Below are 24,960 nucleotides of genomic sequence, written 5' to 3'. Positions count from 1 at the left end.
TGGCGCGGTCGGAGCAACCTGCGAAGGCAGAGCTTGGCCGCGCCAAAGGCGCGGAGGCAGTCATCTTCACCTGCTCGCCGAGCCAGGTTTGCCAGACTTGCATCCCGCGCCGGGCGATGAATCGGTAACTAACGACTTTGGCACTGCGTCAATCAAGCGAGGTTACCGGTTGCAAACAGTGCTAGGATGCTTTTCAGCCTCCAACCGTGTGTGGAAACGAAGGGCGAGGCACGAGGGGCTGCAAGATGCGGGAATGGTCAGAAGGGGAGCTTCGGCAAAAGCTGTCTGCCCGGCAGTACGAGGTTCTCTCGCTGGTTGCCCGGCACCTGTCTTCCAAGGAGATCGGCGCAAGCCTTGGGCTGTCCTACAAGACCATCGACAATCATGTCGCCGACCTGATGGTCAAGCTGGGGGTTTCCAGCCGGGCCGATGCGGCGCGTATTTTCCTAGACGCATCAAAGGGTAGGGAGCGGCTACCTAGTGCGCCGCAACCGCTCGACAGCGACGAGGATGCCGAGGCACAGAGCACTCGTCCGGAAGAAACGAGAGCCGGAGCAGAAGACCAAGCGAGGGCAACGCACCCTCGATGGGAATTCTCGCGGCTCCTCAGTCTTCCTCCGGTCGGGGGCTCCCGTCATGACCTGACGATGGCGCAGCGCATGGCGATGATGGGACAGGTTGCGCTTGTCTCCGTCGTCGGCCTGGCCGCGATCGTCACGGTGATGGTCGGAATTCTCAGCCTGCTCGGCAGGTGAGCTTCACTTCACGGCAAACCTCAGCGTGATTCACGCATCGGAGAAACATATGCGTCTTTCGGAAGCAGGCGGACGAGCGGTCGCCACGGAAATTTCTGGCATGTTCAAGAGCGTCGACACGGCCCTTTTCGACGCCGCGCGCCTTGCCGCGACCATCATGGAGACCAATGCCGCATCCAGCGTCCCGCCGGCCCATCTGCAAAGTGCGCTGGATTCGGCTGCAGCCGGTTTCGCCAAGCTGGTGGAGGGCCGCAAGGACATGGTGCAGATGCATCGCAAGCTCGCCTTCATCAAGGGCGAATCGCAGCACCGGGAGACGGATTGGGGTTGCTTCGGCGACGATAGCCCGAGCGGGCTGCTGAAGACCCCCGAGACGGCGACGGCCCGAGTGTAATCCGGAAAGGGGTGATGGCCTTGACGTCGAACGTCGCAGGTTGAAGTCAAGGCCATGCTCCTGAATCTCGTCTTCGGAATACTCATGTTCGTGTCCTGCCTGCCAGCACTGCTGTGGGGCGGGTGGGAAGGGCGCAGGATATGCCTCATGTTCGTGGTCGCTGCGCTGGCGACCTATATCGGCGCAACGACGTTCAAGACCCAGATCAGCCTCGCGCACTCCACGGTCATGGTGGACTTCGTGCTGCTCATCGGCCTCGCGCATCTCGCGGCGAAGACCGACCGGTACTGGCCCTTGTGGATATGCGCGTTTCAAGCACTCAGCGTCATCTCGTTCCTGGCCTGGGAAATCGTTCCCAATACGCCCCGGCTGTTCAAGGCTGCCTCGGCGGTGTGGAGTATCCCGCAACTGATCGTTCTGTGCGTGGGTCCAATACTCGACCTTCGGCATTCCTCCCGGGGAGCGCGCCGTGCTGAACCTCCATACGCTGACTGACGAACTGGCGCATATCCTCGGAGATCACGCCGAGATCGAGTGCGAGATCGACAACGTTCAATCCTATCTCGACGGGATTGCCGCACGCCGCAAGGTTGCCCCCGACATCGATGAATGCGCCTGGCTGATGCTCCTTGGCCTTTACCGGGCGGGCAGTGCTCGAAAGGGGGAAATGACCGTCGCACAGGTTTGTGCTGCGGCGGCCTGTTCATCGAGCAAGGCCATCACGCACGTTTCCTCCTTGCTCAAGGACGAACTGGTCTGTTTTCAGGCAGAGGATGACCGGTCGCAACCTCCTCTCGTCATCACGAAAAAAGGGAGCAAGATGGTGAGCGCATGGCTATCGCTCATGCATCTCGGCGCCCGTACCCCGATAGCTGTCACAACGACATCGATCGTTTCCGCGCTCGAGACCCTTGCCAGGCGCAACAGCCCCGCCGCCGATTGATGGCGCGGCCAGGCCAAGACATTGAGACATTCATGAGCACCACATACTGGACGGCGTTCGGTATCGCCGACCAACCAAGGCAGGGGCGTTCGCAAATCGATCGCAGGCGCGCGCTCATCGAGGTCGTGTCGAAAATCGCGTGCAGCGCGGTCTGGACTGAAACGCCAGATTTCATGATCTTCGATTCCCGGATCGCGATAGACGACATCACGGACCGCTTCAAATCAGCCATCGACGATGAGGTGGATCTGTTCGTTCTGGTCTGCACGCATTCGAAAGCCGGGCGGATCGTTGGCGCGAACCCGGACAAGGATATCTTCAAACTGATGACCTCGATCGAGTCAGGGTGAGACCTGAGCCGACACTCGCCAGATCAGCTGGGGAAGTTCGCATCCACGAACAACCTCGTGAACTCGAACGGACTGATCTCCAACCCCTGTTCACTGGCGGATCGCCTGCTGGCCTCCCAGACAGAAGCGATCTCGGAAACGTAGCCCTCGCTGAAGCTCATCCGTTCAGCGACGATTTCAAACCAGGGCCGCGTTCCTTCAGCCTGAACAAACGTCGGGGAGAGGAGGTGGATTGCCTGTTCCTGCTGCTCGGTCAGTTCACCGATCGCGCGCAGCACGAAGGAGTCGAGATACTGGAGAAATGGCTTTTCGGCATAACGCATCATGGCCTGGCTCCCTGACGGGCAGTATAGACCCAAAGGTCCCCGGCATCCAGCCGGGAACACGCAAGTGCTGGAATAACAACCTCTTCCCGCAGTCTCATTCGGGCATGAACCACAGTCGACCTGCCCTTGCTGCAAGATTTGTTCCGCCGCAGCCCGTGTCGTCGTAAAGGCAGGCTGGAGCCTGCATATTTAAACACAATTCATGCTTCCTCCGCAGTGAGCAGCCAAATGACCGATGATTCGATTGCCGCCATTTCTGCATTGCGATGAATTGCACGGTCGAAGTGGCCGATTGTCAGACTTCGCATCGCTTGAAAGAGGTTGGATCTGCCTGCGCCCACCACTTCGCAGTGCGAGGATCGCGAGCGCCGGAAAGCAGTTCACCGGGTTCAACGAAGGCATAGAGCTCATCAACGGAACGCATCTCCACCGCACTGATACGCTGGCGCAGACCGTCCGGGGTGAATTCATCGGGCGACTGTAGACCGCAGGCAACGACGATGTCGTGAAGCGCTTCAAGCGTCGTCCGTTGGAAACGGGCGACGCGCTCGGCTTTCTCCGGGATCACCAGAGCCCGCTGACGCGCCGGTGACTGCGTGGCGACACCGGTTGGGCACGTATCCGTGTGACAGCGCATGGATTGCACGCAGCCCAGCGAGAACATGAACGAACGCGCGGCATTGCACCAATCGGCACCCAGCGCTGCATTCATGGCAATACCCGCACCGGAACTTACTTTGCCCGATGCTGCCAACTTCACGGGCCCTTTCAGATTCGCTCCCACCAGCGCGTTGCGCGCCAGGATCAATCCCTCTCGCAGCGGCATTCCTACCCGATCGGAAAGTTCCGTCGGCGCTGCGCCGGTTCCGCCTTCAGCACCGTCGATGACGATGAAGTCCAGAAGGATTCCCGTCTCCAGCATAGCCTTCGTCACGGCAAAGAGCTCGTGCGGGTAACCTACGCACAGCTTGATGCCCACCGGCTTGCCGCCCGACAACTCGCGCATGCGGGCGGCAAATTCGACCAGCTCGACGGGCGTGGAGAACGCTGAATGCCAAGGCGGCGAAAGGCAATCCTCGCCCTCGGGCACATCGCGTGTCCCGGCGATCTCGCGGGTTACCTTCGGGCCGGGCAGAAGGCCCCCATGCCCCGGCTTGGCGCCTTGGCTCAACTTGATTTCGGTCATCTTCACGGCATCGTTCGCGGCCCGTTCGGCGAAGCGGCCGGGATCGAATCGGCCCTCCTTGTCGCGGCAGCCGAAGTAGCCCGAACCGATCTCCCAAACGACGTCGCCACCGTGCTTCAGGTGATAAGGTGACAGGCCGCCCTCGCCGGTGTCGTGATAGAATCCGCCTATCTTCGCGCCCAGGTTCAGCGCCTCGATAGCGTTCGCTCCCAAGGCGCCGAAGCTCATGGCCGAAATATTCAGCCGTGCCGCATCATACGGCTGCGAGCACTGCGCGCTTCCGACGTGCACGCGCGTTTCCTTGGGGGCATCACGCGAAGGCGCAATGCTGTGTGCCAGCCATTCATATTCGTCGGAATAGACGTCGAGTTCGGTTCCGAAGGGGTGGGCCGCGACATCGCCCTTGGCGCGCGCGTAGACCAGCGCTCGCTCGTCGTGGCTAAAGGGCCGGCCGTCGAGATCGCTCTCGACGATATAGGCGCGCAGGAATGGCCGCAGCCATTCAAAGAACCAGCGGAAGCGTGCGGACGCTGGGTAGTTCCGGCGCAGCGAATGCCTCGTCTGGAACAGGTCCACCAGCGAAATCACCAGAACAGGCAGGCTGGCTAGCAGCAGCCATAATGCCATCGGATGGCGCGGCCCCGCGACAAGCACGGCGACCGTTGCAGCCAGCGCCGCCAGCAGAACGAGATTGCGCGACAGCGCATGGTCGCGGGTCAACGCGGCGACCAGCCCGGGCCGGGTGCTCATGGGAGCAAATTGCGGATCAGGCCCGCGACATCGCGGCCCCGGCCGCCCAGCAAGGCCTTTGCAGAATAGAGCGCCATGCCCGCCACCTGCCCGGCCTCGACTTTTGGCGGCATTACCAGTTCGAACCGGTCGGTCACCACGTCCAGCAGTGCGGGTCCGGGCGTCGCCAGCCAATCCCGCACCGCGCCTTCCAGTTCCTCCGCCTTTTCCACTCGGCGCCCCCAGAACCCGACCGCTTCGGCAACACGGCCGAAGTCGGGATTGAGCAGGTCCGTATAAGTGTCCAGCAACCCCTCCACCTTCTGCTCGATCTCCACGAAATCGAGCGCGCTGTTGTTGAACACGGCGACCTTGATAGGCAGCTTCTCCTGCACCGCCGTGAGCAGGTCACCCAGCATCATCGCGAGCCCTCCGTCACCTGAAAGCGAGATCACCGTTCGATCAGGGTACGCTGCCTTGGCGCCCAGGGCCTGCGGCATCGCGTTGGCCATCGTCCCATGGCTGAGGCTGATGACGGTGCGGTTGTGCCCAGTTGAGGTGACGTGACGCAGGCACCACACCATCGGTGAACCGCCGTCTGCGGTGTAGATTGCATCGTCGGGCGCCAACCGGGAAATCGTCTCGGTCAGGTATTGCGGATGGATCGCCCCACCCTTGCCGATGTGCGCGTGCTTGCCCTGCCGTTCCTCGGTCTTCGCCCGGTGCGCCAGGCAGTCGTCGAGGAAAGCACGGTCCGAACGAGCCTGCAAACGGGGCAGCAGTGCACTCAAGGTAGCCTGAACATCCCCGACGACGCCCAGGTCTACCGGATGCCGGCGGCCAAGATGGGTGCCGTCGAGATCGACCTGGATGATCGTCGCCTTTTCAGGATAGAACTGGCGCCAGGCGAAATCGCAGCCGAGCAGCAGCAGCGTGTCGCACGCCATCAGCGCGTGGTAACCGGCGTCTCCGCCAAAGATGCCGGTCATACCGACATCGAAGGGATTGTCGTGTTCGAGGAAGTCCTTTGCGCGCGAGGTATGCGCGACCGGGGCCTGAAGTGCGTGCGCCAAAGCCACCACCTCGTCGTGCGCCTGCTCGCAGCCAGAGCCGCCGTAGATGGCGATCTTCTTGCCCTTGCCCAGCAGGCTTGCGATCTGGTCGAGTTCCGGGTTGGAGGGGCGCACCAGCGGATTTGCACGGTGCACTGCGAAGGGCGGCTCCTCGGGCGCCTTTGCGCTCGATATGTCGGCAGGCACGATCAGCACTGCGACCCCGCGTTTGGCCAGCGCGGCCTGTGCGGCCATCGCGGTCTTGCGACGGGCCTGCTCCGGCGTGCGGATTTCCTCGCAGAACACCGAGCAGCTTTGGTAGACCGAGCGGAAATCCACCTCCTGCGGAAAATCGAAACCCAGTTCGTCGCGCACGATCTGGCTTGCGATCAGCACCACCGGCGCACGGTTGCGATGGGACTCAAACAAGCCGTTTATGAAATGGAGGCTGCCTGGGCCGCACGACCCCGCGCACAGCGCCAGTTCGCCGGTCAGCAGCGCATCCGCTCCGGCCGCAAAACCGCCCGCTTCCTCATGCCGCACGTGGACCCATCGGATGTCGCTGGTTCGGATTGCATCGGTCACGTGGTTGAGCGTATCGCCCGGCACGCCGTAGCAGCGGGATGCGCCCGCCGCCGCAAGGGTTTCGACGATAACTTGCGCGACAGTCGCCATGAATATTTCTCGTGTGTTGCCAGAAGCCACAAGAGAAAGCCCCGAAGGTTGAGCCTGTTCCGAACGAGTGCCTTCGGCTTTCGTGCACTCCGGACACGCGGCGCCCGCCGTAGATGGTCTGTTCGATGGTCCGGCCTGGCCCGGTCCAGACGATGCGGAATCCAGGCAGCGCGCCGTTTGCCTCACCTTTTACTGTTAGATGCGTTCCTGAGGCTATCGAGATTATCGCTCCACCACGGCGACATAGCCACGCGTTCATTCCAGTGAGCGCCGCGATGGTACGCAGCCCGAACTCTATCGCTATCGCCGTGGGCGAGCGCGCATTCGATCGCATCAGGGTGCCATTTCCCGCTTTCGTTCAGCAGCGTGGATGCTGTTGCTCGAAAACCATGGGCCGTCATTTCATCGGTCGAATAGCAATGTCTGTAAGGGCCGCGCCTTTCGCGAGATGACACCCCCAGTATGGGGGTATGTCCAATCGACCCGAGAACGCGAAACCCCAAAAGACCACCACAATGGCATGGATTCCGGTGGACGGGGGTACGCAAACCCGGACGAACCAAGGCACAAAAACCCTAGGTTTTCTGCGGATTTTATACCATTTTCAGGGTGATTTTTGAAGGGGAAATGGAGCGGGTAGCGGGAATCGAACCCGCATAGCCAGCTTGGAAGGCTGGAGCTTTACCACTAAGCTATACCCGCATTACCGGCCCGCCCAAGGACAGACCGTTGATGCGCTCGCCGCTTGCCACGACGATGACCGCCTCGTCAACGTATCTTTTCCAATCTTCGACATCCATGGCACCGCGACGCCTTTACGAAGCGAAGCGATGCGATGCGATCGTCGTTCCGCCTTGCGCCCGGACAATGCCGGTTCACATAAAGATTCGATGCTCGGGAAACTGCAGGCGTGGCGTCACGCGTCCTGTGGCGACGACCGCACAATCGACCGTACGATCACGACCTCCATCGCCATCTGTTTCGAAATTCAATCACAGAAGATGTTCTATGGTTGAAACCACACTTTTTGCGGCATGCGCAGAAATATGGCTGTCATCCAGAAAGTTTGCATTTCGTCCGTTATAAACCGCACAATACTTTTGATCAGGGCACATTACCGGAAGATAATCGACAAGATCGATCTTGGAGTTCTTATCCACCAACCCTTCAAGATCTTTCTGATAGAACAGCGTATCTGAATAAAGATCGGAGCTGCAATTCCTGAAATCCATATTGCGGTAGGCAGCCCTGCTTGCACAGGAAAACGCTTTATTTTCGCCGGTTGGAGCGATACCCATCAGGATCAGTTTATATCCGCCGGGCGGCAGTTGCTCTCGCATTCTTGAAAATCGATCAGCCATGATGCGCTGGGTGCCATCCGGACTTGCGACTTCATCACCATCCGTCAGCAGTCCACCGCCTGAAAGGTAAGTCCTCCAGTTTCCTGCGACGATAAGCCCCTTCAACTTTGGTATGGCCGCAACCCGTTCGATTGCCTCGCTGTTGAACTGCCGGCAATCGCGGCGCATCTCCGAATTCGGCAACATCGTCGTATCGGGGATGGGCGCACACCCCGCCTTGGTTATGATCAGGCCAGCATAGCCATTGGCATCCGCGATCTCAGCTCGACTTTGTACGATCAGGTAGCGAAGCATAGTGCCTGAGCCATACGTTTTAGGCGGGTTGTGGGAATATAGTTCGGTTCTGGGTGCGGCGGGGAGTGTTGATTAATGTCGCCGACCCAGAGTTGGAGACGGACAGCTCCGATGGCGTCACTGAATGTCAGGTTGGTTTTTCGATACCAGGCGGCGGAATAAGGGGTGCTTTTAATGGTCAACAGATCGCAGGCCCATAGCGATATTAGGCTGTAGAGACCCAGCAGCGCCGGCGTGGTTCGCGCTATGGCTTTGTCGGTCCACTGGCGCTGTGTTTCGACACCAAGGTGAGCGCGGGTTTCTGCAAAGGTGACCTCGATCTGCCATCGGCGGACGTAGAGGGCGATCATCTCGGCGGGCTCGAGGGTGATGTCGGTACTGAAGAAGGCCTGCGGGTCGCGCTTTCCGTCAGGATCGCGAACCAGGACCCAGCGGACCGGCAAGACCGGGGTGCCGGGCCTGTACCATAGGGCGATGTCAGATGTGATCTCGAGCGTCTTGCCGCCCGCATGGCCATACCAGGCAGAGACGAGAATGCTGGTCCAGCGTGTCGCCGGGTTGGCGAGCAGGGTCTTGAGTTTTGGTAATGCTCGCCCTTTCTGTGCGGGGCGCCCCATCGTGCGTGCCGTTCGCCCCGCAGGCTGTGCAAACAAGTTGGCATCGAGCCGCAGTCGGCTGATGAGTGTGGCCCGGCGGACAATTGCATGTGCCAGTTCGTGGACAGCAAAGCTGCTGTCGCCAATGAAGATGATCCGCCGACCCGGCAGCCAGCGAGACAGCTGTAGCGCGCCCTGCCGCGCCCAGTCCGTCAGCAATTTATGACGACAGCCGCGTTGACGGTTCGATCGTTCCGAAGGAGCGAGCAACGTCAAGACTGGCAGCGCTTTGATCAGGCGGGTCCATGACACCGGGGTGAGCACCATAAAACTGAGCCAGCGCAGTCCGCTAGCTTTGACGAAATGGCCGTGACTGGAGCGGACCGGGTCGCGGTAGATACCCCGTGCGGTGATCCGGCGCCCCCATCGCCGCTCAATGGTGTCGTCCATACCGATGACCACAGGACCATCGGGCACGAGCCGTTCGACCACAATGCCCAGTAAACGCCTGGCAACGGCACGGGAGCTCCAGCGGGCGCGGTTGAGGATCTGGTGATAGGTTGCAAAGTTGGCAGCATCGCCCCGGCCGGTCACGCGCAGGCAAGACGTGACGGTCCGTTTGCCCGTGGCCAGCACGCCCCCCATCACAAGAACAAGTACATGCTCCCAACTGGGAGCCGTAAAGCAGGGACGCCATGCCTGCAGCCATTGGCGCAGGATCTGGGGGACGGGATCGCCGATCACGGCCTTGTTCTGGTCCAACATCCCATGCTTCGAGTCCTGACTGAAGCACGTTGCAACGCTTAGGCTGTTGCCATGCGGTGAGGTGACTCGGATATGCTGTGACCTGACGGCGGCAATGGATGCACCATGAAAGACGAGGAAATCATTCTGCGCATCGAAACGTTCGACGCGGCCAACGGCGGCGGCGTCGGATGGTATGAGAACAAAGGCGCTTACCATCTCTATCTGCTGGCAACCGAGGCACCGATCGCCCGCCTCAAGCCTGTCGGCACGCGTGACGAAGTCAGGCTCGGCTACTGGTCACACCAGCGAAAATGGGAAAATATCGATGATATGGGCGGATGCGTCTTGCCCCTCGATCAAGCACTCGACCACGTTGCTGAAAACAGCATCTTCTGGACCTGGACCTGACCAAAAACGTACAAAGTCGAGCTCAGTGTCTGATTCAAAATTGCGGGCGTGGCAATCAGGGCCTTGCGATGCGGCGAGCATATAGCTGGATGGATGCGATAAAGAGCCAAGCTGTGGCGGACGCGATGGTTTCCTCGAAGTCCTTTGCCAGACGCCGGTTGCGGCTCAGCCATGCGAGCGTTCTTTCGACGACCCATCGTCGCGGCAAGACCTCGAAGCCCTTGGCAGTATCGGACCGTTTGATGATTTCGACGGTCCACTTTCCGATCCGGCGCAGGGCCTCCCTGAGCTTGTTTCCGGCATAGCCGCCGTCTGCAAACACGTGACGCAGCCAGGGGAAGCGCCTGACGATTTCTCCAAGGACCAGCGGTGCCCCGTCCCGGTCCTGAATGTCGGCGGCGTGCACAACGGCATGGACAAGATTTCCATCGGTGTCGGTCAGGATGTGCCGTTTGCGTCCTTTGATCTTCTTCGCTGCATCGTAACCGCACAGGCCACCGCTTTCGGTCGTCTTGACCGACTGGCTGTCGATCACGCCAGCGCTGGGAGAAGCCTCTCGCCCATCAGCTTCTCGGGCCATCATCAACAAGGTGTGGTTTATCGTCAGCCACAGCCCGTTGTCTCGCCACAAGTAGAACCAATGCCGCACGCTCGACACCGGCGGAAAGCAAGGCGGCAGCATCCGCCATGGCAGGCCTCCGCGCAGTAGGTACAGAATTGCCTCGACGATGCGTCGTAATGGCCATTTGCGGGGCCGTCCGACACGAGACGCAGGTGGAAGCAATGGCTCCAGCAGCGCCCACTCGGCATCCGTCAAATCGCTTGGCAAAGCTAGCCCTCTTCGCGCATGAAGGGCGCGAGTGGTATCGGTCCACATCGTTGAATCCATGGTAGTTTTTGGCGAAACCCATGAATCAATGACAGGCCAAAGCGTCAAGCTAACTTGCTGATACCACTCAACTTATTTTCCGATCAGGCTCTCACGAAACGCCGGGATCAACTGCGTGGCATGAGAATCGCCCCAAAGCACCAAAGTGGGCTGCCGGGTGGGATCGCCGATCACGCATTGCGCAGAAGTCGAAAGTTCCGCGCCGCGCATGAGGCAAGGATCGCGCTGGAATGAACTGGACTCGGCTGCGGCCTGACTCACCCAGGCCGGCATCGGGTGCCGCCCCTGCAAGCCATTGGTGAACAGCATCGACGCGCAAACCAGGCCCATCGCAATTACCGGCGCCACTGCCATCGGTGCCCACACCTTCATGCGCGCGCGCGTTGCCGAGATGCGGCGGAAAATAGGCTCCACCCCCGCATACAGCACATGCGCGGCGCCAAACATGACGGCGATCTGGACGAGTTTCACAGCCATCGACACTTCAGTTGTCGAGGCAAGTCCCCAGAATACGATGATGGGCCAGTGAACAAGGTAAAGAGGATAAGAAATCCTCCCGATATATTTCATGACGACGTTGCATAGAAATGAAGAAACCAGGTTTTCGAATTGCCCGCCGAAAATGATCAATGCCGCGCCAATGCAGGGGATCAGGGCATGCAAACCCGGGAATGGCGTGGTCTTTTCAAAAAAGAAAATGGAATAGCCAACAATCAATATTCCGGCGGATACAAGTACGCCAGCTACGCTCTTTTTAATTTGCAAACCTAGATTGCCGGAAAGGCCAAGAAGGCCTCCGATCGCCAACTCCCATGCACGAGCGGGCAGCATGTAGAAGGAGAAACTGGGATTGCTCTTCAGAAGAAGCTCTGAACAAATAAGACTGATGATGATTACGGCCGATAATACAGCCTTGACCCCATGCCTGCCGAAAAACTTCAGCGACAAAACGATCACCATCGGCCAGAAGATATAGAATTGCTCTTCAACCCCCAGGGACCATGTGTGTAACAGCGGCATCTCTTCCGCAGATGGGCTGAAATAGTCATTTTTCTTAAAGAAATAAATATTTGACAGGGAAATGGACGCCGACAGGGCACTTTTAGAAAAATTTTCCAACTCTGACGGCAGTAATATAAAAACAGCCGCAACGGTCGATGCGATAAGTACAGCAATTAAAGACGGAAATATTCGCCTCACCCGCCGTAAATAAAATTCCATTAAATTAAATTTTTCCGTCACACTTCTGTTGTATATATCCTGGGTTATCAAAAATCCGGAAATGACAAAGAAAATATCTACGCCAACAAACCCGCCCGGAATCGCGGAAAAGCCCATGTGAAAAAGCAGCACACTCAAGACCGCAATCGCGCGCATGCCTTCTATGTCCGGCCGGAACTTGATGAAGTTGGATTTCTCGATTTGTCTCAACTGCGTCATCCGAATTGCCCCTGCCTCATCTTGCGGAAACAGATGAGGTAGAAATACGGAAGCCGAACAAATTGGGTGATGTCAACATCGATTGCGCTGCATCGCAGCATGCGAAGGCGAACTCGAAAGAACTGTCGAAACAGTACTTCCGGCCCATCCCGCTTGATCCTGCAGCCCCGCGAGATTCCAAGGTTCCTGGCTGAAGGCGTTTGCCGGAGCCCAAACGCCGACATCCGTGACACTTTGGTGCGCGTCGACCGATCGCCAGGGCGGCTTCTGCCGTTCAAGGCACGGAAAACTGCCGATCCGGACTATTCTTCCTGTCCCGAACGCCGCGCATCGCGGCTTCGACGTATTCTCTCGCAGGTGCAGCGATGATAGCCTGACATCTCAAAGCTGCTGACGAGAACGAGGTCATCATGAACACGCCCCGGACGCGCACACCCGCCGAAACCGCTTCCGCGCGGCGGCGCAACCCGCTCGACCTGCTGATGAATTCGGGGCTGGGCAAGCTGCTGCGCGGCATCGGCGTCGCCCCCCGGCCAGCGAGCGGGGAGAGCCTGCTCGACCTTGCCGATGCCCTGCTTTCACTGCGCGGGCGCGCTTCCGGCCCGGCGCTCGCCTCGGCGTTCTTCGATCTCTACGAAGCGAGCGACCTTGCCGCGCGGCAGGAATTTCTCGGCAAGGTGCACGATCTCCACCCGGCCGACGCCAAGGCCATCGACCAGGCCATCGCCAGATGGAACGACAAGCGGGACGAGGCTTCCGCCCTCGCCCTCAACGTCGCCAGCAAGTCGCCCAGCCGGCGGCTGATCAACCAGCTCAACCTGGCGCCGCAGGGCACCCAGCGCCTGATCGACTTGCGCGAAGATTTGCTGGCGGTGCCGCGCTCGGCCTCCACCTCGGGCCTGGCCGCGCTCGACCGTGATCTGGAGAACGCCTTCACGGCCTGGTTCAATGCCGGATTTCTCGAACTGCGGCGGATCGGCTGGGACAGCTCCGCGCAACTGCTGGAGCGCATCATCCGCTACGAGGCGGTCCACCAGATCCAGGGCTGGGACGACCTTCGCCGCCGGGTCGAGCCGGTCGACCGGCGCTGCTACGGCTTCTTTCACCCGCAGATGCAGGACGATCCGCTGATCTTCGTCGAAGTCGCGCTGACGCAGCAGATTCCCGGCTCCATCCACGAGATCATCTCCGAGGAGCGTGAGACGATCGCCCCGCGCGAGGCGAACTGCGCGATCTTCTATTCGATCAGCAACTGCCAGGTCGGGCTGAAGGGCATTCCCTTCGGCAACCACCTGATCAAGCGTGTTGTGGGCCTGCTCAAGGAGGAACTGCCGCACCTCAAGACGTTCGCCACGCTCTCGCCGGTGCCGGGCTTTGCCAAGTGGTTGGCGAAGGAGCAGGACGCCGATGCTCCGGTCCCCGGTGCGCAGGAATTGCGGCGGCTGGCGGCGCGCTATCTGGTCGAGGCGAAGAAGAGCGGGCAGCCGCTCGATCCGGTGGCGCGATTCCACCTCGGCAACGGCGCACGGCTTGAGGCGGTGCATGCCAATGCGGACCTCTCCGCCAATGGGCAGAAGCAGGCGCACGGCGTCATGGTGAACTACCTCTACGATCTTGCAGACATCGAGGCGAACTTCTTTGCGCTGACCGAACTGGGCACCGTCGTCACCTCGAAGGCGGTGCAAACGCTTCTGGAGGAGCCGGAAGGCGGGCCGAAGAAGGGTGGGAAGAAGGCCAAGGAGACCGTGGCGGCCTGAGCGGCAGGTCCACCCTCCCACCCCGCTGCGACTAAGTCCTGCGGACTAAGTCTCGCTGCCCCTCCCGCTTGCGGGAGGGGGAAACCCGACCTCTCATTCCCCTCCCGCTTGCGGGAGGGGGCAGGGGCGGGCTTTTTCCCTTAGCGCCTCAATGCCCCTCGAAGGCCATCAGCGCCTCGGCCGGAACGCCTGCATCGCGCAGCCGCTGCGCGCCGCCGAGGTCAGGCAGGTCGATGGCGAAGAGCGAATGCACCACCTCACCCCCTGCCCGGCGTAACAGTTCCACCGCCGCCAGCGCCGTGCCGCCGGTGGCGATGAGATCATCGATCACCACCACGCGGGCGCCGTCCGGCACCGCGCCCGGATCGACCTCCAGCGTGTCTGTGCCGTATTCCAGCGCATAGTCGATCGCGAGGACCGGGACCGGCAGCTTGCCCGGCTTGCGCACCGGCACGAAGGGCAGGCCCATGCGCGCCGCCATCGCCGCGCCGAACACGAAGCCGCGCGCCTCGATCCCGGCGATCACCTCGGCCCCGGCCGCTTCGGCACGGTCCGCCATGTGCCCCACCGCCGCTGCGAAGCCGGGGCCGTCGCCGATCAGGGTGGTGACGTCGCGGAACAGGATTCCGGGCTTGGGGAAGTCGGGGATCGTGCGCACCAGCTGGCGGAGGTCTTCGACGGTCACTTTTGCATCTCCGGCAGCTCATAAGCAAAGCGCCCCGCCATCACCGTGGATGGCGGGGCGCCGGAGCCCTTAGCAGGTGGAAGCGCTTACGTCAGCGCTTCTTGGATCAGTGCTTCTTGCCCGCCCAGATGTTGCGGTAGGACATATAGCCCAGCACCGTCGCGAAGATCAGGAAGAGCACCACGGCAAGGCCGGTCTGGTTGCGCTTCTCCAGCTTCGGTTCGGCGGTCCAGACGAGGAAGGCCGAGACGTCCTTCGCCATCTGGTCGACCGTCGGCTTCGGGTTGCCCGGGCTGTATTCCACCTGGCCGTCGGCAGTCAGCGGCGGCGCCATCGCGAGGTTGAGGTTCGCGAAGTACGGGTTGTAGTGCAGGCCGTCAGGCGTCTTGGCGTCCGGGAACTCCTTGAGCAACGCGGCGGGCTGGGCCTGGAAGCCGGTCAGCAGCGAGTAGACGTAGGGGCCGCCTTCGTGGCGCGCCTTGGTCATCAGCGAGAGGTCGGGCGGGATCGCGTTGTTGTTCGCGGCGCGCGCGGCCGTGTCGTTGGCGAAGGGCTTGGGGAAGTAGTCGGTCGGCAGGCCCGGACGGGTGTTCGCCTCGCCGGTGGTGGGGTCCACGCCGGGGACCTGGAAGCCCGCCGCGATGGCCTTCACCTGGCCTTCGGAATAGCCCAGCGCCGCCAGGTCGCGGAAGGCGACGTGGCTGAGCGAGTGGCAGGCCGAGCAGACTTCCTTGTAGATCTGGAAGCCGCGCTGCAGCTGCTGCTTGTCGAACTTGCCGAAGGGGCCGTCGCTGGCGAGGTGGAGTTCCTTGGGGTGCAGGTGGAACTCGTGCTCGGCAGTCGCTGCGGGCGGTTCGGTGATCTGCGTGTAGGCGCCCTTGCCGAACGACCACGCCAGCGCGACCGTGAAGAACAGCCCGACGAGGATCGAGAGAATGCGTGCCATGTCTTTCGTCTTTCGTTCTGGCTGGATCAGACGGCCGAAGCCGGGGCGGCGGAAACGTCGAGTACGGCCTCGTCATCCTTGCCGAGCACCGATTCGGTGATCGAGAACGGCAGCGGCAGCGGCTTTTCGATCGCCGAGACCACCGGGATGATGATGAGGAAGTGCGCGAAGTAGTAGAGCGCCGCCAGCTGCGAGATCATCACGTAGGGCTCCGCCGCCGCGGCGCCGCCGCAGTAGAACAGCACCAGCATCGCCGGGATCAGGCCGAAGAAGAAGAACTTGCGGTACAGCGGACGGTAGCCGCCCGAACGCACCGGCGACTTGTCGAGCCAGGGCAGGAAGAACCACACCAGGATCGCGCCGAACATGGCGAGCACGCCCATCAGCTTGGCCGGGATGAAGAAGAAGTCCTGCGTGAAGGCGCGGAGGATCGCGTAGAACGGCCAGAAGTACCATTCGGGCACGATGTGCGCGGGCGTGCTCATCGGGTTCGCCGGAATGTAGTTGTCCGGGTGGCCGAGCGCGTTGGGGAAGTAGAACACCGCGATCGCAAAGAGGATCGCGAAGACGCCGATCGCCCAGCCGTCCTTGGCGACGTAGAAGGGGTAGAACGGCACCGTGTCCGAGCTGGACTTCACTTCCACGCCGGTCGGGTTCGACGAGCCGGGGATGTGCAGTGCCCAGATGTGCAGGATCACCACGCCCAGGATCACGAAGGGCAGCAGGTAGTGGAGCGAGAAGAAGCGGTTGAGCGCGGCGTTGTCAGGCGCGAAACCGCCCAGCAGCCACTGCTGCAACGGCTCGCCCACGAAGGGGATCGCGCCGAACAGACCGGTGATGACCTTGGCGCCCCAGAAGCTCATCTGGCCCCAGGGAAGCACGTAGCCCATGAAGGCGGTGGCCATCATCAGCAGGAAGATCACCACGCCCAGCAGCCACACCATTTCGCGCGGGGCCTTGTACGAGCCATAGTAGAAGCCGCGGAAGATGTGGATGTAGATGACGACGAAGAAGGCCGAGGCGCCATTGGCGTGCGCATAGCGCATCAGCCAGCCCCAGTTCACGTCGCGCACGGTCATCTCGATGGTGTCGAACGCCACGGCGGTATTGGCCGCGTAGTGCATGGCCATGACGATGCCGGTGACGATCTGCAGCACGAGGCAGAGCCCCGCAAGGAAACCGAAGTTCCAGAAATAGTTGAGGTTGCGCGGAACCTCGTAGCCACCACCCACGGCATTGTAGACGAGGCGCGGGATCGGCAGCCTGTCGTCCATCCACTTCATGAAGGGATGCGCGGGGGTGTAGTGCTTTGCCCAGGGAAAGCTCATGTTCTTGATCCTCTCTCTTGGGCTCAGCCGATTTTGACGACGGTGTCGGACGAGAACTCGTACTTCGGCACCTCGAGGTTCTTGGGCGCGGGGCCTTTGCGGATGCGCGCCGCGGTATCGTAGGCGGAACCGTGGCAGGGGCAGAAGTAGCCGCCGAACTCGCCCTTCACTTCACCTTCGCCGGCGCCCAGCGGCACGCAGCCGAGGTGGGTGCACACGCCCATGGTGATGAGCCAGTTCTCCTTGCCCTCCTTGGTGCGCTCCTCCAGCGTCTGGGGATCGCGCAGCGAGGCGACGTCCACCTTGTTGGCGGCCTCGATCTCGTGCGGGGTCAGGTTGCGCACGAAGACGGGCTGCTTGCGGAACACCGCCTTGATCGCCTGTCCGGGCTGGATCGCCGAGATATCGATTTCGGTGGAGGAAGCCGCGAGAACGTCGGCCGATGCCGACATCTGGCTCACGAGCGGGACGACGATCCCGATTCCTGCAACGCCTGCAGCGCTGACTGCGGCGATGTTGATGAAATCGCGCCGCCTTACGCCCTCTGTTTCTGCCATGTTTGCCCTTGCCTTGCTTTCGACAACCCTCTCTGCCGGAGGTGCGGCAGGAGGTCTATCAGACCGAATGGTATCCTGGTATCCCCCGTACCGGTTGCGAGCCATGGGCAAAACCCATGAATCTCCCGGCTTTGGGGCTTCTGTTATACATGAACGTCGCCTGTGCCAACCTTGATTTTGGTCAAGGCAAGCTACTGTAACGGACGGAAGTTAGGCCGATCGGCTTGGCGATACCGGTGATTTCGGGGTGGGACGGTGGCGATGGCGCGTTCGGGCTGCCGAAGCATGGCAGGCCGCAGCGCTCGGCCTCGGGGGGCTTCGACAAGCTCAGCCTGAGCGGGTTAAGGGCCTATCAGTGAGACGCCGATGTTGCGCCCCTGCCTTCGTCATCCTGAACTTGGTTCAGGATCCATCGGGCAGCTGGCGCCGAAGCCGGAAGGCGAAAACCGCACCTTCGATTTAGCCGCTCACGAAATGGGCGATCGGCCTGATGGCCCCTGAAACAAGTTCAGGGTGACGGCGGATTTGGGTAGGAAGCAGCTGCTTTATCCTCCCTGTTCCGTAGGAATGGGGAGGTGGCAGCCCGCAGGGCTGACGGAGGGGTTTCTCCCCCTCCACCACCGACTTCGTCGGCGGTCCCCCTCCCCATTCCTGCGGAACAGGGAGGATACACAAGGTCCCCAACGCGGCGGAAGCTGCCGCTCGATAAAAAGCAGAAAAACGGGTTCACGCGGAGGCGCAGAGGTGTTGGGTGACGCCGTGAACTCGCTCCCCATTCCAATGGTGAGGAAAACGCACCGATGAAAGGAAAGGCTCGCTGCCGCAAGCGCTACACCTCTGCGCCTCCGCGTGAATCATTCTTCTTCGTCATTGCGAGCGCAGCGAAGCAATGACGAAGGTACACCCTCAGCCCAGCCCGATCAGCGAAATCTGCCGCCCGTAGCTCAGTTCCCCGCGATGGGTGGCGCGGCGGAAGGAGTAGAACCGCTCGGGCTCGGCATAAGTATCCAGCCGCAGACCCTCGGGATGCGCGATCCCGGCGAGGCGCAACCGGCATAGCACGTAGCCTTCGAGGTCGAACTGGAAATGCTCGGGCCGCCCTTCCTGGAAGAACCGCGCATTGGGCAGGTCGTCGGCGAGGAAGCGCTCGCGGAACGCTGCGTCCACCTCGTAGGAATCCTGCGCGATGCACGGCCCCACCGCCGCGACGATGCTTTCCCGCCGGGCGCCGAGGGCCTCCATCGCGGCGATGGTGGCATCGGTGACGCCGCCCAGCGCCCCGCGCCAGCCGGCATGGGCCGCGCCGATCACGCCCGCCTCGCGGTCGGCGAAGAGCACCGGCGCGCAGTCGGCCGTGAGGATACCCAGCACCGCGCCGGGCCGGTCGGTGACGATGGCGTCGGCCTTGGGGCGGTCTTCCTCGGACCATGGTTCCCCGCCCAGCACCGCGCAGTCGGCCGAGTGGACCTGATAGACCGTGACCAGCCGCGCGCCGGGCAGCACCGCTTCGGCCGCCCGCGTGCGGTTGCGTTCGACGATGTCGAGATCATCGCCCGAACCGCGCCCGACGTTGAGGCCCGCGACTTCGCCCTCGCTTACTCCGCCCCGGCGGCCGAGGAAGCCGTGGGAGACACCTTCGAGCAGAGTGGCGCGGTTGACTTCGACCGGCTCAGCCAAGGGACTTCGACACCTGCTCGCGCACGTCGCGCGAAAGCTCGGGCAGCGCCGCGATGCGCTCCAGTTCGGCGCGCATCATCGCCGCGCGGACCGGCTCGATCCGGCGCCAACGGCCGAGCGAGGGCACGAAGCGCGCCGCCGTCTGCGCGTTGATCGGATCAAGACGGCGGATCAGGTCGCCGATCATGCGGTAGCCCTCGCCGCTGGCGTCGTGGAACGCCTTGGGGTTCGCCGCCGCCGCCATGTAGAGCGCGCGCACGCGGTTGGGGTTGGTCATGGTGAAGTCGGGGTGCTGCGCCAGCGCCGCGATGTGCTCCAGCACCTTCGGATTGAGCGCGCCCGCCTGCAGCGAGAACCACTTGTCGATGACGAGGGCATTGCCTTCGTAGCGATCGTGGAAATCGGCCAGCGCCGTCTCCCGCTCCGGCGCGTCGAGGCTGGCGAGGACCATGAGCGCGCCCTGGCGGTCGGTCATGTTGTCGGCCGCCTGGTACTGCGCGAAGGCACGGCGCGCGCCCTCGGCTGGGTCGCTGCAGGCGATCAGCACCAGCGCCTGCGTCTTGATCTTGCGGGCGCCGCGCGCCGCCGCCTCGCGCGAATAGGCCACGGCGACGGCGCGGTCGTGGAGCGCCTTAAGCGGGGCGGCGAGTTCGCGGCCCAGCCATGCTTTCAGCGCTTCGCGCTCGGCATGGATCGCGCCGGGGTCGGAGACGGGAAGCTGCTCGGCAAGGTAGGTCTCGGCGGGCAGGATCATCAGTTCGCCGCGCATCAGGTCGTCGAGCGCCGGGTCGGCGATCACCGAACCGTAAGCCTCCCCGATCGCCGCGCGCCCCTCGGCGCGCGCGGCATCATCGAGCTTGCCGGAGACGGCGGCGACGAGATGCTGGACGACGAGGCCCTGCATCGCCTCGTAGCGGGCGAAGGGATCGTCGTCATGCGCGGCGAGGAACACGAGGTCCGCGCTGTCGCGTTCGAACTCGATCGCCACCGGAGCCGAGAAGCCGCGGTTGATCGACAGCACCGGCGGCTGGGTGAAACCGTCGAAGGTGAAGGTCTGGCTGTCCTTGTCGAGGACGATCAGCTGCTCGCCCGAATGGGTGCCGGTGTCGCGGTCGAACAGCGCGACGCGCAAGGGGATCGGCATGGCCTGCTTTTCGGGCTGTCCGGGGGTGGCGGGGACGGTCTGGGTGAGCTTGAGTACCGTTTGGGTGCCGTTATGTGCCATCTCGGCAGCAACCTGCGGCGTGCCGGCCTGCGAGTACCACAGGCGGAACTGCGTGAGATCGAGCCTGGCGCCATCCTCGATCGCCTTGACGAAATCCTCGCAGGTCGCGGCCTCGCCGTCGTGGCGCTCAAAGTAGAGGTCGGTGCCCTGGCGGAACCGTTCGAGGCCCGCCATGGTGCGCATCATGCGGATCACCTCGGCGCCCTTGTTGTAGATCGTCGCGGTGTAGAAGTTGCTGATTTCCTGGAAGGAATCGGGCCGGATCGGGTGCGCAAGCGGGCCGGAATCCTCGGGGAACTGGGCAATGCGCAGGACGCGCACATCCTCGATCCGCTTGACCGCCTCGCTGCCCATGTCGGCGCTGAACAGCTGGTCGCGCAGGACGGTGAAGCCTTCCTTGAGGCTCAGCTGGAACCAGTCGCGGCAGGTCACGCGGTTGCCCGACCAGTTGTGGAAGTATTCGTGCCCGATCACGCCTTCGACGGCATCGTAATCGCCGTCGGTCGCGGTCTCGGGGTCGGCCAGGACATAGCGCGTGTTGAAGACGTTGAGGCCCTTGTTCTCCATCGCGCCCATGTTGAAATCGGACACGGCGACGATGTTGAACAGGTCGAGATCGTACTCGCGCCCGAACGCTTCTTCGTCCCACTTCATGGAATTGACGAGGGAATCCATCGCATGCTGGGTGCGGTCCTCGTCACCCGGGCGGACCCAGATGTTGAGGTCGACCTTGCGGCCGCCCATGGTGGTGAATTCCGCGTGATTGGCGACGAGGTCTCCCGCCACCAGCGCGAAGAGGTAGCTCGGCTTGGGCCAGGGATCGTGCCATTCGGCCCAATGCGTGCCGTCCTCGCCCTCTCCGCTGGCGGTGCAGTTGCCGTTGGCGAGGAGGATGGGGAACTGCGCCTTCTCGCCGCTCATCCGCACCGTGTAAGTGGACAGCACGTCGGGCCGGTCGGGGAAGAAGGTGATACGGCGGAATCCCTCCGCCTCGCACTGGGTACAGAGCATCCCGTTCGAGGCATAGAGGCCCATGAGCTGGCTGTTCGCGGCGGGATTGAGCGCGGTTTCGACCTCGACTGCATGCGCCTCGCCGTTCAGTTCGACGAGCAGGTCGGAGCCGTCGAGGCGCCAGTCGTTGACGTCGAGGCCGTCCACCCGGACCGCCAGCGGGGCGATCTGGTCGCCATTGAGGCGCAGCGTCGAAGCGCCGCTTCCTGCGGGATTGCGCGCGACCGAGAGCTTGGCGACGACCTTAGTGGCGTCGAGGCCGAGGCGGAAATCCAGCGCGACCTCAGGCACCAGCCATGCGGGCGGCAGGTAATCCTCGCGCCGGATCACCGGAGGCGCGGCGGGCGGCGGCGCGGCATCCGCCACTTGAGTGTTCTCGGCGGGCTCGGAGGGTCTGCTGGCGATGTCCATGCCTGTTACTTAGAGGCTCGGCGGCCGATTGCCAGCGGGGGATTCGTCATTGGCGATCCGCCCACCCCCAACCCCTCCCGCAAGCGGGAGGGGAGCGAGACTTGCGAAGCCGCAGGCTGAGTTAGTCGCAGCGGGGTGGGCATCGCGCGCTACCTTCGCTAGCTATGGACCATGCGCCGCCTGTTCATTTTCGGTCTCGGCTATACGGCCGGTTTCATCGCCTCACTGTTCGAGGCGCACGGGTGGGAAGTGGTCTCGACCGGCAGCGGGGGCACGCTCGCCTTCGACGACGAGGGCAGTGTGCGCCTTGCTCTGGCGGATGCCGATCACGTGCTCTCCTCGGTCCCGCCGGGACGCGAGGGGCGGGGCGAACCGCTGGACTTCGTACTCGAGCGCTATGGCGATGCGCTAAGGGGAAAGGCGCTGTCGTACTTGTCCTCCACCGGCGTCTACGGCGATACCGCCGGCGCGTGGGTGGACGAGAGCGCGCCTGTCGGCACCGGCCGCCGCACAGCGCGGGCCGAAGCCGATGCGGCATGGCTGGCGCTGGGCGCGCGGGTCTATCGCCTTCCGGGGATCTACGGCCCCGGCCGCTCGATACTGGAACGGCTGACGCTGGGCCGCGCGCATCGGATCGACCTGCCCGATCAGGTCTTCAGCCGCGTCCATGTCGAGGACATCGCGGCCGGGGTGCTGACCGGGATCAGCGCTCAACCGGGCGCCTACAACCTCGCCGACGACCTGCCCTGTGCGCAGAACCTGCTGGTGGAGGAAGCGTGCCGCCTTACCGGGACGCCGCTACCGCCGCTGCAATCGCTGGAGGAGGCTGAGCTGTCACCCATGGCGCGGGCCTTCTACGCGGAGAATCGGCGCGTCGCGAACGGTAGGGCCAAGCGCGTGCTTGGCTGGCGGCCGCGCTACCCCACTTATGTCGAGGGCCTAGCCGCGCTTGCGCGCCGCCAGCGCGATCACTAGCCCCGCCAGCGCCAGCACCGCGCCGCCGACCGCAAGGCCGGTCCAGCGATAGCCTTCGAACAGCGTCGAGAGCCCCATCGCCACCACCGGCACCGCGACGCCGTTGTAGGCCGCGCGGCCAGGCCCGAGTTCGCGGATCAGCATGAAGTAGAGCGGGAAGGTCACCACCGAGCCGGCAATCGCCAGATAGGCGATCCCGGCGAGGTATTCCCAGCGCGTCTCCATCACCGGCGCGCCGACCGTGGCGAGGCTCCAGCAGGCGTCGATCGCGGCGCCCAGCAGCATCGCCCATGCCAGCATCGGCACCATCGGCTGCGCGCGGCCAAGGCTCGTGCCCTGCAGGATGTTGGCGGTGGAGGCGCTGAGGATGCCCGCGCAAGTCATCAGCACGCCGAGCGCGACGCGGCCCTCGGGCGGAGCGCTGCGGTATTCGTGAACCATCAGCAGCGCGATGCCCGCGATCGCCACCAGCGAGCCCGCGATGAAGCCCGGCGTCACCCGCTGGCCGAGGAATATCCGCGCCAGCACCGCATTGGGCAGCATCAGCAGCGCGTAGCAGACAGCGACCAGCCCCGAGGTCAGGTGGATCTCGGCCTGGTAGACGAACTGGAAGTTGCACACGAACTGGCTCAGCCCGACCAGCAGCGCCAGCCCCATCCCCTGCCGCGAAAGACGCAGGCTGTCGCGCCGCAGCAGCGCGAGCGCCAGCATTCCCGCACCCGCCAGCGCGAAACGATACGTGATCGACCATGTCGGCGGCACCGATCCGACCTGATCCTTGATCACCAGCCAGGTCGAGCCCCAGATCGCGGTAACGACGAGGAAGGCGAAGATCACCTTGCCTCGGGAAGCGGGCTCCTGCGCCTCGGTCACAACCCGGCCAATGCCCTGGCGAGAGCGGAGACGTGCGCGTCCTTCGCATCCCACGACGTCACCAGCCGCGCGGCATCGGCGCCCCAGTTGTAGAAGGCGAAGCCTTGCGCACGCAGCGCCTCGCGCTCGGCGGCGGTGCAGGTGAGGAAGATCTCGTTGGCCTCTACCGGATGGAGCAGGCGGCCCGGCACGGCAGCGGCGATTTCGGCGGCGGCGGCATTGGCGGCGCGCGCGTTGCCCAGCCACAAGCCGCCCTCCAGCATCGCGAGGATCTGCGCGGCCATGAAGCGGCCCTTGGACTGCAGGTGCCCGGCGCGCTTGCGGCGGTAGCGGATCGTGCGCGCGGCCTCAACGTCGAAGAAGACGATGGCCTCCGCGCCCATGCCACCGTTCTTGACGAAGCCGAAGCTCAGCGCATCGACCGCGCCTGCGGCCTCGGCGGGAGAGCAGCCCAGATACGCCGTCGCATTGCCGAAGCGCGCGCCGTCCATGTGCAGGCCAAGGCCGCGCGCCTGCGCGAAAGCGGCGATCGCGGCGACTTCCTCGGGACGATAGACGCAGCCGTACTCGCTCGCCTGCGTGATCGAGATCGCATGGGGCTGGACCTGATGGACGTCGTCGCGGATCGGATCGATCACGGCGGCGAGGGTTTCAGGCGTGACCTTGGCGCTGGCCCCGTCCGCCAGCAGCAGCTTGGCGCCGTGAAGGAAGAAGCCCGGCGCACCCGCCTCGTCCATCTCGATATGCGCCTCGCGGTGGCAGACGACGGCGCCGTGCGGTGGCACCATGGCGGCGAGGGCAAGGCAGTTGGCCGCGGTCCCGCTCGCCACCCACAGCACCGCGCACTCGCGCCCGAACAACGCCGAGAACGTGGCGTCGAGGCGCTGGCTCAGCGCGTCGTTGTCATAGGGCGCGTCGGGCGCATCGGCGGCCATCATCGCCTTCCAGACGGCAGGATGGACGGCGGCGGCATTGTCGGACGTGAACTGCATGGCCATATGCCCTGTGAGCGCGCGCACGCCCCGTCAAGCGCGCAACGAGGAGAACCGCCCCATGGTCGGCGTCACCATTACCAAGCACGAGTTCGGCTCGGCCGGAGAGTACCACGCCCACGTCGCGGACAGCGAGCATATCGGCCGCCTGACATGGACCGAACGCGGTCTGGTACGCTCTGCCGATCACACACTGGTCCCCGAGGCGATCGGCGGGCGCGGCGTCGCGATGCGGCTGGTCGAGGCGATGGTCGCCGATGCGCGCGAGAACCACTTCAAGATCGAGCCGGCATGCAGCTACGTCGCGGTGGCGTTCAAGCGGCATCCGGAATGGGCGGACGTGAAGGCGTGAGCGCGCCGGGGGCTCGGCCCTAGCCC

The 24,960-nt window shown here is 63.2% G+C and carries 24 protein-coding genes, 1 tRNA gene and 1 pseudogene; 9 read left to right on the top strand and 17 right to left on the bottom strand.

Annotation, left to right across the window (positions count from 1 at the left end; genetic code table 11):
- Nucleotides 1-245: 245 nt before the first annotated feature.
- The 5 genes from BES08_RS15015 to BES08_RS14995 all read left to right on the top strand — a co-directional run bounded on the left by BES08_RS15015 (nucleotide 246) and on the right by BES08_RS14995 (nucleotide 2,442).
- The gene (locus BES08_RS15015) at nucleotides 246-755 is read left to right on the top strand and encodes a helix-turn-helix domain-containing protein (RefSeq protein ID WP_008828305.1); all 510 of its coding nucleotides are present in this window, start codon (nucleotides 246-248) and stop codon (nucleotides 753-755) included.
- Between the two features lie 25 nt (nucleotides 756-780).
- On the top strand, nucleotides 781-1,149 hold the full coding sequence (locus BES08_RS15010; RefSeq protein ID WP_197524393.1) for a hypothetical protein: 369 nt from the start codon (nucleotides 781-783) through the stop codon (nucleotides 1,147-1,149).
- Between the two features lie 147 nt (nucleotides 1,150-1,296).
- Nucleotides 1,297-1,644 carry a hypothetical protein gene (locus tag BES08_RS15005; protein WP_156799878.1) on the top strand — a complete coding sequence of 116 codons (348 nt, stop codon included), beginning with the start codon at nucleotides 1,297-1,299 and terminating at the stop codon, nucleotides 1,642-1,644.
- Complete coding sequence (locus BES08_RS15000) at nucleotides 1,619-2,092, top strand: hypothetical protein (RefSeq protein ID WP_008828302.1); 474 nt, start codon at nucleotides 1,619-1,621, stop codon at nucleotides 2,090-2,092. The genes BES08_RS15005 and BES08_RS15000 overlap by 26 nt, the downstream gene beginning before the upstream one ends.
- Nucleotides 2,093-2,124: 32 nt before the next feature.
- Complete coding sequence (locus tag BES08_RS14995; RefSeq protein WP_037517656.1) at nucleotides 2,125-2,442, top strand: hypothetical protein; 318 nt, start codon at nucleotides 2,125-2,127, stop codon at nucleotides 2,440-2,442.
- Between the two features lie 23 nt (nucleotides 2,443-2,465).
- Here the strand turns inward: BES08_RS14995 and BES08_RS14990 are convergent, their stop codons facing one another.
- From BES08_RS14990 to BES08_RS14970, 7 genes and pseudogenes are all read right to left on the bottom strand, one after another.
- Nucleotides 2,466-2,768 carry a hypothetical protein gene (locus BES08_RS14990; RefSeq protein WP_008828300.1) on the bottom strand — a complete coding sequence of 101 codons (303 nt, stop codon included), beginning with the start codon at nucleotides 2,766-2,768 and terminating at the stop codon, nucleotides 2,466-2,468.
- Between the two features lie 295 nt (nucleotides 2,769-3,063).
- Nucleotides 3,064-4,704 carry an FMN-binding glutamate synthase family protein gene (locus BES08_RS14985; protein WP_069708787.1) on the bottom strand — a complete coding sequence of 547 codons (1,641 nt, stop codon included), beginning with the start codon at nucleotides 4,702-4,704 and terminating at the stop codon, nucleotides 3,064-3,066.
- The gene (locus BES08_RS14980; RefSeq protein ID WP_069708786.1) at nucleotides 4,701-6,410 is read right to left on the bottom strand and encodes a thiamine pyrophosphate-dependent enzyme; all 1,710 of its coding nucleotides are present in this window, start codon (nucleotides 6,408-6,410) and stop codon (nucleotides 4,701-4,703) included. The genes BES08_RS14985 and BES08_RS14980 overlap by 4 nt, the downstream gene beginning before the upstream one ends.
- A gap of 182 nt (nucleotides 6,411-6,592) precedes the next feature.
- Nucleotides 6,593-6,826, bottom strand: a pseudogene (locus BES08_RS34035) (tyrosine-type recombinase/integrase); the annotation flags it as partial.
- Between the two features lie 212 nt (nucleotides 6,827-7,038).
- Nucleotides 7,039-7,112 (bottom strand) — tRNA-Gly (locus BES08_RS14975).
- 290 nt (nucleotides 7,113-7,402) lie between these two features.
- Nucleotides 7,403-8,065: an SGNH hydrolase domain-containing protein gene (locus tag BES08_RS32945; RefSeq protein WP_156799877.1), complete on the bottom strand. Its 663-nt coding sequence runs from the start codon at nucleotides 8,063-8,065 to the stop codon at nucleotides 7,403-7,405.
- On the bottom strand, nucleotides 8,050-9,426 hold the full coding sequence (locus tag BES08_RS14970; protein WP_008833256.1) for an IS701 family transposase: 1,377 nt from the start codon (nucleotides 9,424-9,426) through the stop codon (nucleotides 8,050-8,052). Before BES08_RS14970 ends, BES08_RS32945 begins: the two co-directional genes overlap by 16 nt.
- Before the next feature lie 105 nt (nucleotides 9,427-9,531).
- On the opposite strand from BES08_RS14970, the gene BES08_RS14965 reads away from it, so the two are divergent.
- A complete protein-coding gene (locus BES08_RS14965) occupies nucleotides 9,532-9,816 on the top strand; it encodes a hypothetical protein (RefSeq protein ID WP_036528601.1) in 285 nt (94 codons plus the stop codon).
- A 55-nt stretch (nucleotides 9,817-9,871) separates the two neighbouring features.
- On the opposite strand, the gene BES08_RS14960 is transcribed toward BES08_RS14965, so the two are convergent.
- Nucleotides 9,872-10,693, bottom strand: a complete 822-nt coding sequence (locus tag BES08_RS14960) for an IS5 family transposase (RefSeq protein WP_069709282.1) — start codon at nucleotides 10,691-10,693, stop codon at nucleotides 9,872-9,874.
- 84 nt (nucleotides 10,694-10,777) lie between these two features.
- Entirely contained in the window at nucleotides 10,778-12,145 is a 1,368-nt protein-coding gene (locus BES08_RS14955; protein WP_069708785.1) for an acyltransferase family protein, read from the bottom strand.
- Nucleotides 12,146-12,555: 410 nt separating this feature from the next.
- On the opposite strand from BES08_RS14955, the gene BES08_RS14950 reads away from it, so the two are divergent.
- On the top strand, nucleotides 12,556-13,902 hold the full coding sequence (locus BES08_RS14950; protein WP_069708784.1) for a malonyl-CoA decarboxylase domain-containing protein: 1,347 nt from the start codon (nucleotides 12,556-12,558) through the stop codon (nucleotides 13,900-13,902).
- A 148-nt stretch (nucleotides 13,903-14,050) separates the two neighbouring features.
- Here the strand turns inward: BES08_RS14950 and BES08_RS14945 are convergent, their stop codons facing one another.
- The 6 genes from BES08_RS14945 to pepN form a co-directional block, all read right to left on the bottom strand.
- Nucleotides 14,051-14,587, bottom strand: coding sequence for an adenine phosphoribosyltransferase (locus tag BES08_RS14945; protein WP_036528437.1), 537 nt, complete (start codon nucleotides 14,585-14,587; stop codon nucleotides 14,051-14,053).
- 106 nt (nucleotides 14,588-14,693) lie between these two features.
- A complete protein-coding gene (locus BES08_RS14940) occupies nucleotides 14,694-15,533 on the bottom strand; it encodes a cytochrome c1 (RefSeq protein ID WP_008830911.1) in 840 nt (279 codons plus the stop codon).
- Nucleotides 15,534-15,559: 26 nt separating this feature from the next.
- Nucleotides 15,560-16,861 (bottom strand): cytochrome b, encoded by a 1,302-nt coding sequence (locus tag BES08_RS14935; RefSeq protein WP_008830912.1) that lies wholly within the window; start codon nucleotides 16,859-16,861, stop codon nucleotides 15,560-15,562.
- A 23-nt stretch (nucleotides 16,862-16,884) separates the two neighbouring features.
- A complete protein-coding gene (petA, locus tag BES08_RS14930) occupies nucleotides 16,885-17,418 on the bottom strand; it encodes a ubiquinol-cytochrome c reductase iron-sulfur subunit (protein ID WP_008830913.1) in 534 nt (177 codons plus the stop codon).
- Nucleotides 17,419-18,324: 906 nt separating this feature from the next.
- A complete protein-coding gene (pgeF, locus tag BES08_RS14925) occupies nucleotides 18,325-19,095 on the bottom strand; it encodes a peptidoglycan editing factor PgeF (RefSeq protein WP_069708783.1) in 771 nt (256 codons plus the stop codon).
- Nucleotides 19,088-21,742, bottom strand: coding sequence for an aminopeptidase N (pepN, locus tag BES08_RS14920; RefSeq protein ID WP_069708782.1), 2,655 nt, complete (start codon nucleotides 21,740-21,742; stop codon nucleotides 19,088-19,090). The genes pgeF and pepN overlap by 8 nt, the downstream gene beginning before the upstream one ends.
- Before the next feature lie 171 nt (nucleotides 21,743-21,913).
- On the opposite strand from pepN, the gene BES08_RS14915 reads away from it, so the two are divergent.
- Nucleotides 21,914-22,717 (top strand): Rossmann-fold NAD(P)-binding domain-containing protein, encoded by an 804-nt coding sequence (locus BES08_RS14915; protein ID WP_069708781.1) that lies wholly within the window; start codon nucleotides 21,914-21,916, stop codon nucleotides 22,715-22,717.
- On the opposite strand, the gene BES08_RS14910 is transcribed toward BES08_RS14915, so the two are convergent.
- Nucleotides 22,682-23,590 carry a DMT family transporter gene (locus tag BES08_RS14910; protein ID WP_008829720.1) on the bottom strand — a complete coding sequence of 303 codons (909 nt, stop codon included), beginning with the start codon at nucleotides 23,588-23,590 and terminating at the stop codon, nucleotides 22,682-22,684. The genes BES08_RS14915 and BES08_RS14910 overlap by 36 nt on opposite strands.
- Nucleotides 23,587-24,582, bottom strand: a complete 996-nt coding sequence (locus BES08_RS14905; RefSeq protein WP_069709281.1) for a threonine aldolase family protein — start codon at nucleotides 24,580-24,582, stop codon at nucleotides 23,587-23,589. Before BES08_RS14905 ends, BES08_RS14910 begins: the two co-directional genes overlap by 4 nt.
- 61 nt (nucleotides 24,583-24,643) lie before the next feature.
- On the opposite strand from BES08_RS14905, the gene BES08_RS14900 reads away from it, so the two are divergent.
- Nucleotides 24,644-24,934 carry a GNAT family N-acetyltransferase gene (locus BES08_RS14900; RefSeq protein ID WP_008829718.1) on the top strand — a complete coding sequence of 97 codons (291 nt, stop codon included), beginning with the start codon at nucleotides 24,644-24,646 and terminating at the stop codon, nucleotides 24,932-24,934.
- Nucleotides 24,935-24,960 lie beyond the last annotated feature (26 nt).

This window comes from Novosphingobium resinovorum (assembly GCF_001742225.1).
Classification (GTDB): Bacteria; Pseudomonadota; Alphaproteobacteria; order Sphingomonadales; family Sphingomonadaceae; genus Novosphingobium; species Novosphingobium resinovorum_A.
Note: the sequence above shows the minus strand (reverse complement) of the source record. Positions and strands in the feature narration are given on the sequence as shown.

Coding starts and splice junctions, on each gene's coding strand:
- BES08_RS15015 (WP_008828305.1), top strand. CDS start 246: ATGCGGGAATGGTCAGAAGGGGAGCTTCGGCAAAAGCTGTCTGCCCGG.
- BES08_RS15005 (WP_156799878.1), top strand. CDS start 1,297: ATGTTCGTGGTCGCTGCGCTGGCGACCTATATCGGCGCAACGACGTTC.
- BES08_RS14995 (WP_037517656.1), top strand. CDS start 2,125: ATGAGCACCACATACTGGACGGCGTTCGGTATCGCCGACCAACCAAGG.
- BES08_RS14990 (WP_008828300.1), bottom strand. CDS start 2,768: ATGATGCGTTATGCCGAAAAGCCATTTCTCCAGTATCTCGACTCCTTC.
- BES08_RS14985 (WP_069708787.1), bottom strand. CDS start 4,704: ATGAGCACCCGGCCCGGGCTGGTCGCCGCGTTGACCCGCGACCATGCG.
- BES08_RS14980 (WP_069708786.1), bottom strand. CDS start 6,410: ATGGCGACTGTCGCGCAAGTTATCGTCGAAACCCTTGCGGCGGCGGGC.
- BES08_RS32945 (WP_156799877.1), bottom strand. CDS start 8,065: ATGCTTCGCTACCTGATCGTACAAAGTCGAGCTGAGATCGCGGATGCC.
- BES08_RS14970 (WP_008833256.1), bottom strand. CDS start 9,426: ATGTTGGACCAGAACAAGGCCGTGATCGGCGATCCCGTCCCCCAGATC.
- BES08_RS14965 (WP_036528601.1), top strand. CDS start 9,532: ATGAAAGACGAGGAAATCATTCTGCGCATCGAAACGTTCGACGCGGCC.
- BES08_RS14960 (WP_069709282.1), bottom strand. CDS start 10,693: ATGTGGACCGATACCACTCGCGCCCTTCATGCGCGAAGAGGGCTAGCT.
- BES08_RS14955 (WP_069708785.1), bottom strand. CDS start 12,145: ATGACGCAGTTGAGACAAATCGAGAAATCCAACTTCATCAAGTTCCGG.
- BES08_RS14950 (WP_069708784.1), top strand. CDS start 12,556: ATGAACACGCCCCGGACGCGCACACCCGCCGAAACCGCTTCCGCGCGG.
- BES08_RS14940 (WP_008830911.1), bottom strand. CDS start 15,533: ATGGCACGCATTCTCTCGATCCTCGTCGGGCTGTTCTTCACGGTCGCG.
- BES08_RS14935 (WP_008830912.1), bottom strand. CDS start 16,861: ATGAGCTTTCCCTGGGCAAAGCACTACACCCCCGCGCATCCCTTCATG.
- petA (WP_008830913.1), bottom strand. CDS start 17,418: ATGGCAGAAACAGAGGGCGTAAGGCGGCGCGATTTCATCAACATCGCC.
- pepN (WP_069708782.1), bottom strand. CDS start 21,742: ATGGACATCGCCAGCAGACCCTCCGAGCCCGCCGAGAACACTCAAGTG.
- BES08_RS14915 (WP_069708781.1), top strand. CDS start 21,914: ATGCGCCGCCTGTTCATTTTCGGTCTCGGCTATACGGCCGGTTTCATC.
- BES08_RS14905 (WP_069709281.1), bottom strand. CDS start 24,582: ATGCAGTTCACGTCCGACAATGCCGCCGCCGTCCATCCTGCCGTCTGG.
- BES08_RS14900 (WP_008829718.1), top strand. CDS start 24,644: ATGGTCGGCGTCACCATTACCAAGCACGAGTTCGGCTCGGCCGGAGAG.